This is a genomic window from Chloroflexota bacterium, assembly GCA_020850535.1.
Lineage (GTDB): Bacteria > Chloroflexota > UBA6077 > UBA6077 > JACCZL01 > JADZEM01.
This window is the reverse complement of the sequence record JADZEM010000124.1, coordinates 1-17,198: the sequence shown is the minus strand read 5'-3', so window position 1 is coordinate 17,198 and position 17,198 is coordinate 1. Positions and strand designations below refer to the sequence as shown.

At 69.6% G+C, this 17,198-nt stretch carries 12 protein-coding genes; 6 read left to right on the top strand and 6 right to left on the bottom strand.

The annotated features are described in order from the left end of the window. Positions 1 to 15 precede the first annotated feature (15 nt). On the bottom strand, positions 16 to 2,046 hold the full coding sequence (locus IT306_18315; protein MCC7370386.1) for an EAL domain-containing protein: 2,031 nt from the start codon (positions 2,044 to 2,046) through the stop codon (positions 16 to 18). Between the two features lie 430 nt (positions 2,047 to 2,476). Between IT306_18315 and IT306_18310 the strand changes: the two genes are divergently transcribed. The 5 genes from IT306_18310 to IT306_18290 all read left to right on the top strand — a co-directional run bounded on the left by IT306_18310 (position 2,477) and on the right by IT306_18290 (position 9,817). After that, complete coding sequence (locus tag IT306_18310; protein MCC7370385.1) at positions 2,477 to 3,082, top strand: sigma-70 family RNA polymerase sigma factor; 606 nt, start codon at positions 2,477 to 2,479, stop codon at positions 3,080 to 3,082. Continuing rightward, complete coding sequence (locus tag IT306_18305) at positions 3,063 to 3,434, top strand: hypothetical protein (GenBank protein MCC7370384.1); 372 nt, start codon at positions 3,063 to 3,065, stop codon at positions 3,432 to 3,434. Before IT306_18310 ends, IT306_18305 begins: the two co-directional genes overlap by 20 nt. A 2-nt stretch (positions 3,435 to 3,436) precedes the next feature. Further along, on the top strand, positions 3,437 to 6,538 hold the full coding sequence (locus IT306_18300; GenBank protein MCC7370383.1) for a CHAT domain-containing protein: 3,102 nt from the start codon (positions 3,437 to 3,439) through the stop codon (positions 6,536 to 6,538). A gap of 68 nt (positions 6,539 to 6,606) precedes the next feature. Continuing rightward, a complete protein-coding gene (locus tag IT306_18295) occupies positions 6,607 to 8,553 on the top strand; it encodes a S9 family peptidase (GenBank protein ID MCC7370382.1) in 1,947 nt (648 codons plus the stop codon). 670 nt (positions 8,554 to 9,223) lie between these two features. Next, positions 9,224 to 9,817, top strand: a complete 594-nt coding sequence (locus IT306_18290; GenBank protein ID MCC7370381.1) for a carboxypeptidase regulatory-like domain-containing protein — start codon at positions 9,224 to 9,226, stop codon at positions 9,815 to 9,817. Positions 9,818 to 9,978: 161 nt separating this feature from the next. Here IT306_18290 and IT306_18285 read toward each other — a convergent pair whose 3' ends face one another. Genes IT306_18285 through IT306_18270 form a run of 4 tightly spaced genes read right to left on the bottom strand, consistent with a single transcriptional unit; the run spans position 9,979 to position 14,514 of the window. Beyond that, positions 9,979 to 10,617 carry a molecular chaperone TorD family protein gene (locus tag IT306_18285; GenBank protein ID MCC7370380.1) on the bottom strand — a complete coding sequence of 213 codons (639 nt, stop codon included), beginning with the start codon at positions 10,615 to 10,617 and terminating at the stop codon, positions 9,979 to 9,981. Positions 10,618 to 10,620: 3 nt separating this feature from the next. After that, positions 10,621 to 11,466, bottom strand: coding sequence for a dimethyl sulfoxide reductase anchor subunit (locus tag IT306_18280; GenBank protein ID MCC7370379.1), 846 nt, complete (start codon positions 11,464 to 11,466; stop codon positions 10,621 to 10,623). A gap of 2 nt (positions 11,467 to 11,468) precedes the next feature. Beyond that, a complete protein-coding gene (gene dmsB / locus IT306_18275) occupies positions 11,469 to 12,086 on the bottom strand; it encodes a dimethylsulfoxide reductase subunit B (GenBank protein MCC7370378.1) in 618 nt (205 codons plus the stop codon). 25 nt (positions 12,087 to 12,111) lie between these two features. Continuing rightward, complete coding sequence (locus IT306_18270; protein ID MCC7370377.1) at positions 12,112 to 14,514, bottom strand: molybdopterin-dependent oxidoreductase; 2,403 nt, start codon at positions 14,512 to 14,514, stop codon at positions 12,112 to 12,114. Positions 14,515 to 15,012: 498 nt separating this feature from the next. On the opposite strand from IT306_18270, the gene IT306_18265 reads away from it, so the two are divergent. Further along, positions 15,013 to 15,696: a TraR/DksA C4-type zinc finger protein gene (locus tag IT306_18265; protein MCC7370376.1), complete on the top strand. Its 684-nt coding sequence runs from the start codon at positions 15,013 to 15,015 to the stop codon at positions 15,694 to 15,696. Positions 15,697 to 15,707: 11 nt separating this feature from the next. Here IT306_18265 and glgA read toward each other — a convergent pair whose 3' ends face one another. Further along, positions 15,708 to 16,919 (bottom strand): glycogen synthase, encoded by a 1,212-nt coding sequence (glgA, locus tag IT306_18260; protein ID MCC7370375.1) that lies wholly within the window; start codon positions 16,917 to 16,919, stop codon positions 15,708 to 15,710. Positions 16,920 to 17,198: the final 279 nt, after the last annotated feature.

Sequence of the window (17,198 nt, the reverse complement as noted above, 5' to 3'; positions counted from 1 at the left end):
TTCGTTCGGTAGGACCTACGACGCCAGATCCTCGGCGGCGGCGTTCTCAGAAGCCGCGGTGGCGGTGCGGGGCGCCAGCGGCACCGGCAGCAGGATGCCCGCGCTCGGCGTGACGAACGTCTCCGCCAGGTGGCTCGGGACCGGCGGGCTGAAATAGTAGCCTTGCCCGTAGTCGCACTGGAGCGCCCGCAACGCTTCCAACTGCTCCGCCGTCTCGATCCCCTCCGCCACCACCTGCATGCCGAGGTCGCCGGCCAGCGTCACGATGGACCGCACAATCGCGTCGTCGCCGGGGTCCGTCCCGAGCCGCCAGATGAACGACTTGTCCACCTTCAGCACCGAGATCGGGAAGCGCCGCAGGTACGCCAGCGACGAGTACCCCGTCCCGAAGTCGTCCACCACCAGCTGGATCGAGAGGCCCTTCAGCTCGTCCAGCCGCTGAATGGTCCGCTCCACGTCGTGCATCATCATGCTCTCGGTCAGCTCCAGCTTCAGGTGCGTCGGGTTGAAGCCCGTCTCCTCCAGCACCCACGCCACCGTCTCCACCAGGTCCGGGCTCTGGAACTGTCGCGCCGAGACGTTCACGCTCAGCAGCAGGCCGCGCCCGTTGCAGCGCTCCTCCTGCCACACCTGGACCTGCCGGCAGGCCTCCTCCAGCACCCACGCGCCAATCGGCACGATCATCCCCGTCTCTTCCGCCAGCGGGATGAACTCGGCCGGGGAGATCAACCCCCGATCCGGATGCTGCCAGCGCACCAGCGCCTCGAAGCCCACCACCGCCGCCGTGTCGATGCGGACCAGCGGCTGGTAGTAGACCCGCAACTCCTGCCGCTCGATGGCCCGCCGCAACGCCGTCTCCAGCGCCAGCCGCTCCGAGGCCTGAGCGTTCATCGTGTGGTCGAAGACCTCCGAGCGGGCCTTGCCGTTCGCCTTCGCGCGGTACATCGCCAGGTCGGCGTCGCGCAGCAGATCGTCCGGGCGGCTGTGCGAGGGGCCGCTCACGACGATGCCGATGCTCAGGCTGGCGAAGACCTCCCGCCGGTTCAAGATGAACGGCGAGACCATCTGCTCCTGGATCCGCTCGGCGAGGCGGCGCGCGCCGTCCTCCGTCCACACGTCCTCGATCAGGATCGCGAACTCGTCGCCGCTCAGGCGAGCCAGCGTATCCTCGTGGCGCAGGCACTCCTTGATGCGCTCGGCCAGGGTGTTCAACAATTGGTCGCCAACGGCGTGCCCCAGGCTGTCGTTGATGACCTTGAAGTTGTCCAGATCCAGGAACATCACGGCGACGCCGCCCTCCTGGCCGGCCGCCTGGGCCCGCGCCATCGCCCGCTCGACACGGTCCACAAACAGGGTTCGGTTCGGCAGGTCCGTCAGCGAGTCGTGGAACGCCTGGTAGCGCAGGGCCTGCTCGAACTCCTTGCGCTCGGTGATGTCGCGGAAAGTGGTGACGATGCCGTTCACACGCGGATCGCGCAACAGGTTCGTCGCCACGACCTCGAAGTAGCACCACGACTCGTCCGCAAGGCGCAGCCGCATCTCGGCGGCCATGCTCAGGCGCGGACGGGTCAGCGCCTGGGCCAGCAGGTCCCGCGCGATCTCCACATCCTCGGCGTGCACCAGCGTGTAGAGGCTGGCGTTCTTCAGCGCGTCCGCCGAGTAGCCCCAGATGCGGCTGGCAGACGGGCTGTGGAAGGCGATGCCGCCGTGCACGCTCAGGATGGTGATGACGTCCGAGGTGTTGAGCACCAGCGAGCGGAAGCGCTCCTCATGCTGGCGGCGGGCCTTGCTGTACTCTTCGAGGGCCGTCAGCTTGGATGCAGCGGTTGTCGCGGCGCGGCGCGCGCGCACGGACCGCAACGCCATCAGGGTCGCCAGCACGACGAGCGCCAGCATGACGAGGCCAGCCAGGTCGTGCAGCACGTCGAATGTCTGCCAGCCCACCTGTGCGCCCGTGGTCAGCGTGTCGGCCAGGGCACGCGGCGGCTCGATGGCCACGCTTGCGCTACCACCACCGACGCCAATGTCGCGCACGGTCTGTATCACCAGACGGCACTCCCCATGTCCCCATGCCCCCTGCTTGAGACCAACGGAGCCGGTCGCCAGAAGGTGACCAGATGGACATCGCTCTTTCGCAGTCCCTTCTTGAGTATCGGCGCACCTGTGCCTGTTCAACAGGGGGGATCCTGGGCCAGTCTCGCCGGAGCAGCCAGGATGGATCGGGCGTGGCTGTCCCTTCGGCCTCCTTCTGTGCGTTGAGACATGCGGAGGAGTGACGCGAGGCCAGGGCGGCCGGCGCTCGATGGGTCCCTATCATCTGGGGCTTCCGTCAAGATGCCGAGTCGGCTTCCACCTGTGGGAGTGCGGGTCGTAGCGCAGGGGTGGCGCAGGCTCGACGTCGTCGCACACACCACTCAGTCCGCCAGTGTCCGCCGCGCACCTGGAAGAGCGTCCTGTGGGGGAGGAGGAGCAGCGCATGCGTGCAGAGTCCGTGCAGCCGCCATCCAGCCTGCCCGTCCCCGGCGCTGCCGCCCACGCCGCAGACGACGGCGAGCTGGTCGGACGCTGCCTCGACGGCGACGACGCCGCCTGGCACGAGCTGATCGGGCGGTACGCGCGGCTGGTCGAAGCGGTGATCCGCCGCTACCACCTGCCGGCCGAAGAGGCCGCCGACGCCTTCCAGGATGTCTGGGTCGCACTCTGGCGCAGTCTTGCGAGCGTCCGTTCGCAAGAACGCCTCGGGCCATGGCTCGTCACGACGGCCGGCCGAACCGCCTGGGACGCCCGCAAGCGGCTGGCGCGCCGCCACGAGAGCCAGCAGCCGGATGGCGCGCTCGACATCATGGTGGACCCGGCCGCGGACCCCGAGCACGACGCCATCGAGCGGGAGACCAGCCTGCGGGTGCGGGCGGCCTTCGCCACGCTCTCGCCGCGCTGCCGGAAGCTGCTCAAGGCCCTCTTCTTTGACGAGACCGTCTCCTACGCCGAGATCGCCCAGGAGCTGGGCTGCTCGGCCAACAGCATCGGACCGATCCGAGGAAGGTGTTTTCGGGAGTTGCGCGATGCCCTCGCTGACCGCTGAAGTGCTGTACGACACCCAGACCGTCTCGCTGCCGTACGGCGTCCGTACGGTGCGCGGCCATGAGCGCCGTCTGCTGTTCACGGCAGCCGAGTACGAGATCGTGCTGGAAGTCGTGGCCGGCGAAGCGGCCGGCTGGCTGCGGCTGGCCGGGCAGCTGCTGGCCGATGGCGAGCCGGTCCCGGCCGCCATCATCTCCCTGGAGGACGGCGTCTCAACCGAGACGGACCTCGAGGGCCGCTTCAAGCTGGTGCAGGGGCTGGCTGTGCGCTGCGGCTTCTGGGCACAGGCCGGCGACATGCTGATCATCGTGCCGCCGTTCGACATCGGCACGGCGCTGGCAGGAGCCGCATAGGCATGGCAAAGAGACCTCAGGCTGCCGGCCGGGCGGGCGGACCTCACGCCCCCAGCCCCGCGGGCGGACCTCACCCCCCGACCCCCTCTCCGACGCGGAGAGGGGGAGATGGCCCGGCGGACCGCCCGATCCGGACGCGCTCGGGCAGCCGGCGCGGCATCCTCAGTCCACTGCCTCGGCCGCACACCTTTGTCGATTTTCCGAGCAGCCCGCTGCCGCAGCCGGCCATCCCGACGCCGGCCTGCGTGGCGCCCGGGCAGTCCGTACAGGACGCCGAAGCGCTGCACGCCCAGCGCTACCAGCAGTGGACCGCGACGGCCGCCTCGATCGACAAGCTCAACCGCAGCAACCCGTGCCTCGGGCTGGAGACGGCCTCATCCTGGCTGACCCAGGAGCGGGCCGCCGACTGCGCCGAAGGCATCGCCCGGGCGATGCGCTCGCACGCGCACGCCCTGCGCTTTCTGGGCCAGTACGACGACGCCATCCAGCAGTACGAAGAGGCCGAGTCACGCTTCGACGCGCTCGGGCTGCCCGCCGAGACCGCGCGGACCCAGGTCGGGCACGTCACGGCCCTGCGCTACAAGGGCCGGTACGACGACGCCGTCACGCTGGCCCAGGACAGCCGCGCCTTCTTCCTGGAGCGCGGCGACGACCTCTCGGCGGCCAAGCAGTCGCTGAACCTCGGGACGCTCTACCGCCCGATGGGCCGCCTGCGCGACGCCGCCCGCGCCTACCGCGACGCCCGCAACGAGTTCCGCCGCCTGGGCGAGCGCTCGTTCCTGGCGGACGTCGAGCAGAACCTCGGCAATGTGCTGGTCGATCTCGGGCAGTATGAGGAGGCGCTGAGCCACCTGCGGGCCGCCGAGCGCATCCGCCGGCAGCTCGGTCTCCAGACCGAGGTCGCGCTGACGCTGATGAACATCGGCATCCTCTCGTATCGGCGTGGCGACTACGGCCGGGCGCTCCAGGCGCTGACCGAGTCCGGCCAGATCTACGAGAGCCTGGGCGTCGACCGGGGCGCCCGGCTGGTCGACCTTGAGATGCTGCCGGCCTGCATCGCGCTGAACCTCCGCGAGGAGTCCAGCGCGGCGGCCGAGCGGGCCATCGAGGGGCTGCGGCGGCTGAGCATGCCGTTCGAGCTGGGGCAGGCGCTGCTCTGGGCTGGGCGGCTGGCCGAGGCGGCCGGCGACGTGGATCTCGCCCGGGCGCACACCGCTGAGGCCCGCGCCATCTTCGGCGAGATGGGCAACCGTCTCTGGGAAGACTCGGCGCGGCTCCAGGAGGCCGGCCTGCTGACGCGGACAGCCACGCTGGCCCCGGAATCCGTGAACGCCGACGAATTGTTGCAGCACCTCGACGGGTGCCGCGCCGCGACCGGCTCGCTCGAAGGGGCCGGCGCGCTCGACCGTGCGGCCTTCGGCCTGCTGGTCGAGGGGGCAGTGCTGGCGCTGCTCGGGGATCTGGAGCAGGCCACCGCCTGCTACGAGCGCGCCCGCGACGCCGCCAGCACCCTCAACGCCGATCACCTGCTGTTCCAGGCGCACGAGGCGCTCGGGGCGCTGCTCGAGTCCGCCTCGCCGGCCGAGGCCGCCGAAAGCTACCGCAAGGCCGTCGAGCACCTGGAAGCCGTCCGCTCGCGGGCCGTGGCCGCCGAGCTGAAAGTCGCCTTCCTGACCGACAAGGCTGACGTCTACGAGCGGCTGGTCGGGCTGCTGGTGCGCGAGCCGTCGCCGGAGTCCGTGGCCGAGGCGTACCGGTACGTCGAGCGGTCGAAGTCGCGGGCGCTGCTGGACGACGTGCTGGCCGGCGCAAGCGGACCGGCCAGGTCGCGGCGCACGAAAGCGTCGCGGCTGGCCCAGCGGGTCCGCGACCTCCGCACCCAGTTGAGCGCGGCCTACCTCGCGGCCTACGAAGGGAACGTGGCCCCGACCGGCGACGCCCTGGCGCAGTCGCCCAGGTCCGGCACCGGCGACTCGATTGCCGACCTCGAGGCGGCCCTGGCGCGGGCGGCTCGGCAGCTCGAGCTGGCCGGCGGCAGCGAGCGGCCGGCGGCCGGCAACGGGGGGCACGTCGATCAGGTGGCGCTGGCCGAGACGCCCCTCCCAGAGAACCATGTCCTGATCGAGTACTACAGCGTCGGGCAGGAGCTGGTGGCGTTCGTGCGGCGCGGCGCGGAGGTCGAGCTGCGGCCGGTCGCGCCACTCGACGAGGCCGAAGCGCTGGTGGACAAGCTCAGCTTCCAGATCGGCAAGTGCGCGCTCGGCACCGGGTACGTGATGAGCAAGCTCGAGATGCTGCGAAAGGGCATCGACCGCTGCCTCAATCAGCTTTACACCCTGATCGTCGGCCCGGTCGAAGACCTCCTGCGCGAGGGCGACTCGCTGATCGTGGTGCCGCACGGGGCGCTGCACGGCCTGCCGTTCCACGCCTTCCACGACGGCGCGGGCTACCTGATCGACCGGTACGCCATCACCGTCGCGCCGAGCGCCGCCGTGCTGCACGTCTGCCGGGGCGTGGCACGCCCCATCGGCGACCGGGCGATGGTCGTCGGGATCGACGATCCGAGCCTGCCGTCCGTCCCCGAAGAGGTTGCGGCCGTCAGTGCAACCTGGGATTCGGCGAAGGTGGCCCAGGGGCCGCGCGCGACATCCAGGGTACTCAAGCGGCACGCCGGAACCTTCGACGTGCTCCACCTGGCGACGCACGGCGTCTTCCGCGCCGACAACCCCGGCTTCTCCTCGATCAAGCTGGCGGACGCCTGGCTGACGGTCAAGGATCTGGCCGAGGTGGCGCGGGGCGCGCAACTGGTGACGCTCTCGGCCTGCGAGACGGGCGTGAGCGGCATCACGGCCGGTGACGAGGTGATGGGCCTGACGAGAGGATTGCTGAGCGCCGGCTGCGCCTCGGTGGTCGCCAGCCTCTGGACGGTGAGCGACGAGAGCACGGCCCGCCTGATGGGGCGGTTCTACGGCAGCCTGCGCGACGGCGCGCCGCCAGCCGAGGCATTGCGGACGGCGATGCTGGCGATCCGCGAGCAGTACAACCATCCGTACTTCTGGGCGCCGTTCGTGGTGGTGGGCGACGGCCTGACCAGCGGACGATAGCGGGTGGCAGTGGGGGCTGCCGCATGAGCGGGTGCTGGGGAGCACGTTGGGGGAGTGGGATCGAGCTGATGTATCGACTTGATCAGTTTCTCAGCGCGCGCTCGGCCTTCGGGCCGCGCTTCAGCCAGGACGGCACACGGCTGTTCTTCCTGTCCGACCTGACTGGTGCGCCTGGCCTGTGGTCCGTCCGACTCGACGCTGAAGGGCGCTGGCCGGAGCCGGTCGGCGTCTCGTTCGACCGGGTGACGGGCGCCTGGCCCGGCCCCGGCTCCGAGCGACTGGTCGTGGCCGCCGACGTGGGCGGCAACGAGCGCACCCAGCTCTCACTGATCGAGCGGCCCGGCGTGACGCCGCGCCTGCTCACCCACATGCCCGACGCGATCCACCAGTTCGGCGGGTGGCACCCGAACGGGCGGCAGATCGCCTACGCCTCCAACGAGCGCAACGCCCGCTTCTTCGACGCCTACCTGCTGGACGTTGAAACGGGCGAGCGCCGCCACGTCTTCCCCGGCGAGGGCCAGGAAGAGGGCGCCTACTACGCCTGCGGCGTCTCGCCAGATGGCGCGCGGCTGCTGCTCCAGGAGGCCGGCTCGGCCTGGGAGCACGCGGTGTACGTCCTTGAACTGGCGAGCGGCGTGGCCCGCCGCCTGACGGCCGGCCACACCCCGGCCGCACCCACCCCGGCCCGTTACCGCCAGCTTGCCTGGGGCGCGGACAGCCGGACCGCCTACTGCGTCACGGACCAGGGGCGCGACTTCCTGGGGCTGGCCGCCCTCGACACGGACACGGGCAGCCTCCGCTGGCTGGCCTGCCCGGACTGGGACATCGACGACGTCGCCGTCGCTCCGGACGGGAGCAAGATCGCCTATCAGATCAACGTGGACGGCTACTCCGAGGTCTGGGTCCACGAGATGGCGACCGGCCAGGAGACGGCCATCCCGATCCCGACTGGGCAGGCCTACGAGCCGTACAAGTGGCTGCCAACGTTCTCCTGGTCGCCGGACGGCCGGCAGCTGGCATTCACCTTCTCGGCGGCGGACCGGCCGGCCAGCCTCTACGTTGCCACGCCCGAGACGGTGCAGACCGACGGTGCGCCGCGCCGGGTGACGGACACCTGGGCCGGCGGCCTCGACCTGGACCGCCTGGCCCCGGCCGAGTTGGTCCACTACCCGACGTTCGACGGCCGCGAGATCCCGGCCTTCGTCTACCGGCCGCACGAACACACGGCGGACGGCACGGCCCCGGCCCTCTTCTACATGCACGGCGGCCCGGAGTCGCAGATTCGGACGATGTATAACGGCGTCATCCAGTACTTCGTCCACCGGGGCTTTGTGGTGGTTGCGCCGAACGTGCGCGGCAGTCTCGGCTACGGGACGCCGTACGTCCACCTGGACGACGTCGCGCTACGCCCAGACTCCGTCCGCGATCTCGCAGAGGCGGCGCGCTGGGCGGCCCGGGCCGGGCTGGCCCATCCGCGGCGGCTCGCGGTGATGGGCGCGAGCTACGGCGGCTACATGGTGCTGGCGGCTCTCACCGAGAACCCGGAGTTGTGGGCGGCTGGCGTGGACATCGTCGGCATCGCCAACTTCGTGACGTTCCTGGAGAACACCGGCCCGTGGCGGCGGCATCATCGGGAGGTCGAGTACGGCTCGCTGGCCCACGACCGCGCCGTGCTGGAAGCGATCTCCCCGATCCACAAGGCAGACAGGATCGTCGCGCCGCTGATGGTGATCCACGGGGCGAACGATCCGCGCGTCCCGATCCACGAGGCCGAGCAGATCGTCCAGACGCTCAAGTCGCGCGGGCGGACGGTGGAGTACCTGCGCTACGAGGACGAGGGGCACGGGCTGGCGAAGCTGAAGAATCGGCTGACAGCCTACCCTCAGGTGGCGGACTTCCTGGAGCGCCACCTCGCACTGACGCCGGCCGACGTCGAGGCGAGCGGCCCGGCTGTGCCACCGTCCTCGCTCACCCTGTCCACTGCTGCACCGGTAACCAGCCCGACAGTGGTGTAGGTCGGCAGACGGTCAGAGAAGCGCTGAGGAGAGGTCGCGACCCCCATTTGTCATCCTGAGCGGGGCGAAGGACCTCACCCGCCGACCGTCAACGCTTGTGCTACCTGTTGGCCGTCAACGTGCACCTCGCCCGCCGACCGTCGAGTGTCGCGCCAGCGGGTGAGATCCTTCGTTCCGCTCGCAAGCTCGCTCCACTCAGGATGACAATGGGGTGTTGCCTGGCAGGGCGATTGCATGTTCGTCGGTGTTCCCACACCGTCGCGAAACGCGCAGGCGGGGGTTGAAACCCCCGCCTACAGTCGTTCCGTCGCTGCGCGACGGGCACCGGGCAGAGCATCGACGGGTGAGACTGGGGCGTCGCGAAGCGACTGCAGGATGGTAGGCGGGGCTTTCAAGCCCCGACGACGCTGCACGGCAAGCCCAACGTGCAATCGCCCTGTGTTGCCTGGTGCCATGCACGGATGCTGGCCCTGGCAGAGATATCCGATCTGGGCGGCTCTTGCGGGCGTCTCACCCCGTTGGAACGAGTGCGTGGCTGCATGGGCGCGCCGCCGAAATTGTACGGATGGCATCCTCGCGGCAGACCTCTCTAGTGAACGCAGGCGTCCAGGCCGCGCAGCGGGCGGCCAGCGGGTGCGTGCGTGGTGGCGGCTCCAGGGGGCACGAGAACATGATCGAGCAGAATCCGACGGCGGAGGGCGTCTTGCACGGAGCACGACAGGTCGCGCCGATCTTTCAGCTGCTGGGGGAGGGACGGCTCGCAGCCGATGCCGTCGAGGCACTGACTGCCGTGCTGAAAGCAGATGGCCTGCCGCTGGTGTCGCAGCAGCAACTGATCCGGGCCTGCCAGATCGCGCAGCAGCCGCGCCCAGCCGCCGCCGTCGAGCAGACGGACAGCCCGCTGCGCCGGCTGGTGGCGACGCTGGTCTACAACCTGGGCCCACGCACGGCTCGGGTGGGCGTCCGCGGCGCGACCGCGCTCGGGCACACGCTCCTGTTCGCCGCCGACGAGTACGAGGTGATGATCCAGGGCGCACCGGACTCCCGCCCGAGTCGGCATCTGCTGACGGGGCAGGTCTCCTGGGACGGCGAGCCGGTCCCACAGGCGACCGTCCTGCTGGAGAACGGCAGCCACCGCGCCGAGATGGACGCGGACGGCGACGGCAGCTTCCGGTTCCCCGGGCTGGAAGGCGGCAGCTACCAGCTCGACGTGTGGACCGGCAACGACCTGATCGTGTGCGCCCCCGTGGTGCTGGGACGGTAACGCTCCACGCCCTGCACCAGTCAGCGCGGGGACCACTTTAAGTAGCCCCGCGCGACAGGCCCGAGACCCTGAGACAGGCTCTGCAGCGTACCAGCCGAAAACACCCCCGCCCACTGAGCGGGGGTGTTCTGCAGGGCGATTGCATGATGGCCTCGTGGAGGCTACACGCCATGCTCCAGCGCCAGCACCCCGCTGGTCACCAGGGCCACCCCGCGCCAGAAGTCCGTCTCGGCGGCGGCCCGCACGTCCTCGCAGAAGCGATGCGCCCACTGGAGCACGTGCTCCCGCAGGAACTGACGGTGCGCCGTTGCCGCCGACGCATCGCCGCCGGCCGCCCGTTCGTCCAGCAGGGCCAGGAACAGCAACTCCAGCCCGATGTGGTCGTCGGCCTCGTCGGGGCGGGCCGTACGGATCGCCATCGTGCGGTAGGCCTGCCGTACGGCGTGCGTCGGCCAGTCGAAGAGCAGCCGCTCCTCAGTGCGGTAGACCGACTCCCACGGTGGGGCGGGCACGTGGCCCGGCCCCGCGAAGAGGGTGTAGAAGTCCCGGCGGATCGCCGCCGCCTCGGCCTCGGCCGGGCGGCCCTCAGCCGCCAACCGCTGCAACGATGGCCGCAGCAGCCCGAGGCCGCGGTCGATGACGCCGGCCTCGTCCTGGACGGGGAACTCGTCCAGCAGGCCGTCCCGCGCGAGGCCGGTCAGCCAGCCGGCGTCCGGCTCGGCAAGGTACATCGTCGCCAGGAAGCGGTACACAAGCGCCCGGACGAGCCGGGTATCAGCCGGCGCCAGCTGTTCGAGCATGACTCACCCGACCCGAATCGGCACGGCTGACCCGTAGAAGGCAGCCCGCGCGGCAAGCTCCCCGGCGATAGCCAGGAAGACGGCGAGGTACACCAGTCTCGGCGCGAGCGTGTGACGCACCCACAGCAGGGCCATCACCGCCGCCGCCAGCAGCAGCAGCACCACGCTGGCCCCGAGCGTCAGGACCATGTCGCCGGTCAGGACGGTCAGCGCCTGCCGCGCGAACGCCGAGCCTCCTCCCAGTTCGGCAAGGTAGAACGGCAGCGCCACCACCTGGCTGACCACCCCGAGCAGTCCGGCCGCCGCCGCGATGCCCACCACACTCGTCGCGGCGCGCGGCAGGGTCAGCAGCAGCAGGCCGCCGCCCAGCACCAGGTAGGCTGCCACGAACGAGACGGGCGTGAACGACGAGGTCCAGGCCGGGATGATGGTGCTCTGGTAGATGCGGCTCATCGCCAGCACCAGCACCAGCCCCGCCGCCGCCGTCAGCCAGCCGACGATCCTGCTCAGCGGCTGCGGCCAGCCACGGTAGTCGAGCGCTACGCTGGCCACCAGCAGCGCCCCGAACGCGCCGAGCGCCACGATCTCCTGGGCCAGCGCCGAGTGCATGACGTTGTTGGCGGCCCGGAACGCCCCCAGCGGCGAGCCGAGGTGGACGAACGAGACGAGCGCCGCCACGATCAGCAGCCCCAGCGACCAGTGCATCGCCCGGCGTGTTTCGGCAAGCGCCTCGCTGGCGGGCAGCCGCCGAGTCAGGTACTCCCGCGCCAGCAGGCCAGCCAGGAAGAGGCCGCCTGCCGCCTGTCCGAGCAGCGTGAAGAAGACGAGTGGCAACTCCTTCTCCAACATGGCTACCGCACCTCCGCCTTCATTCCCGGCGTGGCGGCCAGCATGACCGCCGACCGGTGCGGGGAATAGATCGTGTTGGGCTTCGTGAGCTTCGGATCGGGCAGGCCCTGGAACGCGACCACCGCATCCGGATGCCGCGCCTTCAGCTCCTCAATGGGGCCGTACTCGATAGCGCGCATCGGGCAGGCGTCCACGCAGGCCGGGTTCTTGCCCTCGGAGCGCAGGTCAGCGCACATATCGCACTTGAAGGTCTTGCCCTGCTTCTCGTCGTACTGCGGCGCGCCGTACGGGCAGCTCCAGGTGCAGTACTGGCAGCCGATGCACTCCTCCCTGGTGACGGAGACGATGCCGTCCTCAGCGTTCTTGTGCATGGCCCCCGTCGGGCAGTTCTCCACGCACTTCGGCTCGGTGCAGTGGTTGCAGGCGACGCTGATCCAGTACGCGAAGACGTTCGGGATGTAGGCCTCACCCTGCTTCGCGAAGCTGCCGCCGGAGACCTCCTGCACGCGGCGGAAGTTGACGCCGAGGCTGAGGTTGTTCTTGTCCTTGCAGGCGACCTGACAGGTCATGCACCCCATGCAGTATTGCTGGTTCACGTAGAACCCCAGTTGGGTTGCCATTGCCGGGCGCCTCCTTTCTGTCAGGCTACGCCTTGACGAGCTGCACGAGGTTGTCGTGCTGCGGGTTCGAGTTGCTCATGTAGCTGCCACGCTGCGTCGAGAGGACGTTGGCCGAGCCGTTGGCGTCGATCCCCTGGGCGTTGGGGGTGAACCAGGCGCCCTGTGGCAGGCCCAGCACGCCCGGCATGATGCGCGGGGTCACCTTGGCCGGCACGAGCGTCGCACCACGGTCGTTGAAGACCTTTACCTGATCGCCGTCCTCGATGCCGCGCGCCTGGGCGTCCATCGGGTTGACCCACAACACCTGGGGGGCCATCTCGATCATCCAGGGGTTGTTGTCGTGGGTGGAGTGGACGCGCCGCTTGAAGTGGAAGCTGACGAGCTGGAGCGGGAACTTCGCGATCAGCGGATCGGCCGGGCCTTCGAAGGCCGGCACGTACTTGGGGATGGCCGGCACCGTGTCAAGCTGGCCGCGCTTCCAGAGCCGCTCCGAGAAGATCTCGATCTTGCCGCTGGGCGTCGTGAACGGGGCGTTGGCAGGATCCTTGATCTGCTTCTCGAAGGCGACGACCGGCGTCTTGAACCAGAGCTTGAACGAGCCCTTCTCCTTGAAGGCCTCGAAGCCGGGCCACTCGGGATGGCCCTTGGCCGTCGCCTCGGTGACGAAGCGCAGCCAGTCATCCGCCGTCTTGCCCTCGGTGAACCTCTCGCCGACCCCCAGCTTCTGGGCGACGTCGCTCATCCAGTCGTACTCGTTGCGCGTCTCGTACATCGGCTCGAGGAGCTGGTGCAGGTAGATGATGTACTCGCCGTAGCCCCACGGCGTGACGATGTTCGGGCGCTCGAAGATGCTGGGGCCGGGCAGAACCAGGTCCGAGTACAGCGTGCTCGGCGTCTGGAAGATGTCCGAGCTGACGATGAACTCGGCCATCGACTCATCCTTGAGGATCTTCTGGGTCCGCAGGATGTCCGAGTGCTGGTTGACCAGGGTGTTGCCGGCCAGGTTGAAGATGAACTTGACGTTGGTCGGGAGCTTGTCAGCGCCCTGGATCAGGTCAGTCTTGGCCGTCATCTCCTTGCCACGGATGACCGCGTCGGTCCACATGAAGCAGGAGATCTTGACCTTGCCACCCTCGAACGGGATCGCGCCGAGCTTCGCGCCGGCCGGGGTGCCGCCCGCCCCACCGGCCCAGCCGCCGTGCACGCCGACGTTGCCCGTCAGCGCCGGCAGGACCGAGTTGGAGCGGACGCTCTGCTCGCCGTTGGCGTGGCGCTGCGGCCCGTAGCCGGCCACGAAGGCGGCCGGCTTGATCGAGCCGTACTCGCGGCCAAGCTGGCGGATCGTGCTGGCCGGGATGCCGGTGATCGGCTCGGCCCACTCGGGCGTCTTCGGCTGCCCGTCAGCCTCGCCCAGAATGTAGTTCTTGTAGGAGTTGCCGGCCGGGATGCCCTCCGGCATGTGGGCCTCGTCGAAGCCGAGGGTATAGGTCTCCAGGAACTGCTGGTCGGCCATGCCCTCGGTGATGATGACGAAGGCCATCGCGTCCATCAGGGCGCTGTCGGTGCTGGGGCGGATCGGGATCCACTCGTCGGCGATGGCGACGGCGGTGTCGGTGTAGCGTGGATCGATACTGATGATGCGTGCGCCGGCCTCCCGGGCCTTCCGCAGCCAGTACATGCTGTTCGTGCCGAAGACGGTCTCGCCAGGGTTGTGGCCCAGCAGGATGATCAGCTTGGAGTTGACCAGGTCGGACCACATGTTGCCGGTGCTGCCGACACCGTAGGTGAAGGGCGTGGCGTAGCTGGTCTGGCCTGAGGAGTAGGTTCCGTAGTAGCTGAGGAAATCGCCAGAGTAGAGGCCGAGCAGCCGACGCGCCCAGGCGTCGCCGCGATTGATGCCCGAGATGCCAGAACCGTAGTTGACGTAGATGGCGAGCGGGCCGTACTGCGCGGTGACGCGCTTGACCTGCTCGGCGATCGTCGTGGTCGCCTCGTCCCAGGAGATGCGCTCGAACTTGCCCTCGCCGCGCGCGCCGACGCGCTTCATGGGGTACTTCAGGCGGTCCGGGTGGTAGACGATCTGCCGGTAGGACCGCCCACGCAGGCAGGCGCGTAGCTGCGGCTGGTCCGGCAGGTCCGGATCGGGGTCGGACTCGATGCGGGTGATGACGCCGTCTTTGATATGGGCGAGCAGTACGCAGCGTCCGCCGCAGTTGTTGCCACAGCCGGTGGCGACCACGCGCTCAGCCGCGGGAGCGGTCGCGGCGAGCAGCGGGAGTGGCAGCGATGCGCGTCCGTCGGCGGCAGCCGGCAGGACCGAGAACGGGATGTGCCCCTCGGAGGCGAGGGCCTCCGCGGCGGTCACACCCGCAAGCGCACCAGACCACTTGAGGAATGTTCTCCGATCGAGTGTCCAATGTGGTGACATAGCGTGCGTCCCAACCTTCCGGGTCAAGAACAGCACGGGGCGGCGGGTCGTGTGGAGTCGGGTCATCCGCGTCACTCGTCGCCTCGCAAGACCCTTAGCTACACGGTACGCCCGGCCAGGGGTGGGATGGGCAGGACAAATGTCCCGGCCTGCGTTCCACATCTTCCCGAAGATGAGCGCTCTCATCTCTGTGCGGGGTTGCAGCGGGAATGTAGCCTGCCGTGCGCGGCTGTCGAGCGCCACTCGAAGGGACCGGGCGGCGGAAGGCCGTCTGACGAGCAGCCATCGGCCGTGGCGCGGCGTGCGGATGCGCACGCCGAACGGTCGGCTGGCCGCGCGATCCCGTCCCACCCGAACGGGCGGGTGGCATCCTGCTGAAGCAGTGACAGGTGTCACATCCAGGCTGCTTGCTGGACGCCTACGATGACAGAGGAGCGGTCAGGCCGGTGAGTCCGCTCGCTGCCCCAACCTCCGAGTCGGACGCACCTGGAGTCCAGCATGCCCGAGTACGTGCCCGAGATCCTCGAACAGGTCCGGCAGGCCTATTCCCAGACCGCCGGGGCGTCCAACGCGCTGGTGGCCGAGCCGCCGCGCCCGAGCGCAGACTCGCTGGACGCCTGCCTCGCGCGCGCGGCGGAAGGCCACTCCCGCCTGTGCCCCCGACAGGTGCTGGCCGTCCGGATGGGCCGGTACGCGGGCGAGCTGTTGGGGCTGGAGCTGCCGCGCCAGGACCGGCGGCTGTTCACGTTTGTCGAGACGGACGGCTGCGCGGCCGACGGGATCTCAGCGGCGACGGGCTGCCGGGCGGGACGCCGGACGCTCCGGATCGAGGACTACGGGAAAGTCGCCGCGACGTTCGTGGACGTCGAGACCGGCCGAGCCGTGCGGATCTGGCCGCACCCGGCCGCGCGGCAGCGTGCGCGTGAGTGGCACGGCGGCGCCGAGGACTCCTGGCACACGATGCTCGAAAGCTACAAAGTGATGCCGGCCGAGCTGCTGCTGCGCTCGGCCGAGGTGACCCTCTCGGTGAGCCTGGAGGCGATCATCAGCCGGCCGGGGCTGCATGTGCCGTGTGGGCAATGCGGCGAGGAGATCATGAACGAGCGGGAAGTCCACCAGGGCGGCCGGGTGCTCTGTCGCAGCTGCGCCGGCGAAGGCTACTGGGCGGCCCGGCCCCGCTAGGCCCGGCCCCGTTAGGCCCGGCCCGACCCCAGCGACTCGTACAGGTCCACCGTGCGCCGCGCGATGGCCCCCCACGAGAAGTGCTCCTCGACCCGCGTACGCCCGGCCGCGCCCATCCGCTCGCGCAGGGGCGGATCGGCGAGCAGTTTGTTGATCGCAGCGGCAAGGTCGCGGCTGAAGCGGGCCGGGTCGGCCGGCTCGAACGACGCGCCGCCCGCCTGCTCGATGGGCACCAGCAGTCCCGTCTCACCCTCGATCACCACTTCGAGAATGCCGCCCGTCGCCGTCGCCACGACGGGCGTCGCGCAGGCCATCGCCTCCAGGTTGATGATCCCGAACGGCTCGTAGACGGACGGGCAGGCGAAGACGGCGGCCTGCGAGTACAGCTCGATGACCTGATCGCGTGGCAGCATCTCCTGCACCCAGATCACGCCCGGCCGCGCCGCGCGGGCGGTGGCGACGGCCTGCCCCATCTCGGCGGCGATCTCCGGGGTGTCCGGCGCCCCGGCGCACAGGACGATCTGGGCGTCCGGATCGATCTGCGGGATCGCCCGCGCGAGGTGGACGATGCCCTTCTGGCGGGTGATCCGCCCGACGAACAGGACGAACGGGCGGGCCGGGTCGATGCCGAGCCGCTCCAGGGTGGCCGTCGTAGACTTGGGGCGGTAGAGGTCCAGGTCGATGCCGTTGTGGATGACGTGGACGCGCTCCGGCTTGACGTTGAAGTTGGCCAGCACGTCCTCGCGCGTCCCCCGCGAGACGGCCACGATGGCGTCGGCCATCTCCAGCGAGGTCCGCTCGACCCAAGCCGAGGCGTCGTAGCCTCCCCCCAGTTGCTCGCGCTTCCAGGGGCGGAGCGGCTCCAGCGAGTGGGTGGTGCAGACCAGCGGGATGCCATACGCCTGCTTGACGACGATCCCGCCGAGGCTGGCGTACCAGGTGTGGGTGTGGACGACGTCGGCATCCACAGTCGTGGCGGCCATCGCGATGTTCCGCGAGAACGCACCGAACACCGGCGTCAGGTTCTTCGGGGCGGTAAACGCGCTGTCGTCCAGGCCGTAGCCGCGCACCCGCAGGCTGCCATCCTGCTCGTCCTGGTCCCCAAACGAGCGCACCTCGACGTCGATCAGCTTCGCCAGCTCGCGGCTGAGAAACTCGACGTGGACGCCGGCCCCGCCATAGATATAGGGCGGGTACTCGTTGGTGAGCAGGAGTGACTTCATCGGTGAGACTCCTCGGCGGATCGGGCGCTGCCACAGTCGGGTAGACGGTAGCATACTGGGTCATGGGTCATGGGTCATGGGTCATGGGTCATGGGTCATGGGTCATGGGTCGTGGGTCGTGGGTCGGGGGTTTTGGTGAAAGCGTGCAACTCGCAGTTGTCATCCTGAGCGCAGCGAAGGACCTCACCCGCTGACCGTCAACGTTCGCGCTATCTGCTGCCCCTCGACGTTTGCGTCAGCGGTCAGCAAAGCGTCTGTCATCCTGAACGAGCGAGCTTG

Coding starts and splice junctions, on each gene's coding strand:
- IT306_18310 (MCC7370385.1), top strand. CDS start 2,477: ATGCGTGCAGAGTCCGTGCAGCCGCCATCCAGCCTGCCCGTCCCCGGC.
- IT306_18305 (MCC7370384.1), top strand. CDS start 3,063: ATGCCCTCGCTGACCGCTGAAGTGCTGTACGACACCCAGACCGTCTCG.
- IT306_18300 (MCC7370383.1), top strand. CDS start 3,437: ATGGCAAAGAGACCTCAGGCTGCCGGCCGGGCGGGCGGACCTCACGCC.
- IT306_18295 (MCC7370382.1), top strand. CDS start 6,607: ATGTATCGACTTGATCAGTTTCTCAGCGCGCGCTCGGCCTTCGGGCCG.
- IT306_18290 (MCC7370381.1), top strand. CDS start 9,224: ATGATCGAGCAGAATCCGACGGCGGAGGGCGTCTTGCACGGAGCACGA.
- IT306_18285 (MCC7370380.1), bottom strand. CDS start 10,617: ATGCTCGAACAGCTGGCGCCGGCTGATACCCGGCTCGTCCGGGCGCTT.
- IT306_18280 (MCC7370379.1), bottom strand. CDS start 11,466: ATGTTGGAGAAGGAGTTGCCACTCGTCTTCTTCACGCTGCTCGGACAG.
- dmsB (MCC7370378.1), bottom strand. CDS start 12,086: ATGGCAACCCAACTGGGGTTCTACGTGAACCAGCAATACTGCATGGGG.
- IT306_18270 (MCC7370377.1), bottom strand. CDS start 14,514: ATGTCACCACATTGGACACTCGATCGGAGAACATTCCTCAAGTGGTCT.
- IT306_18265 (MCC7370376.1), top strand. CDS start 15,013: ATGCCCGAGTACGTGCCCGAGATCCTCGAACAGGTCCGGCAGGCCTAT.
- glgA (MCC7370375.1), bottom strand. CDS start 16,919: ATGAAGTCACTCCTGCTCACCAACGAGTACCCGCCCTATATCTATGGC.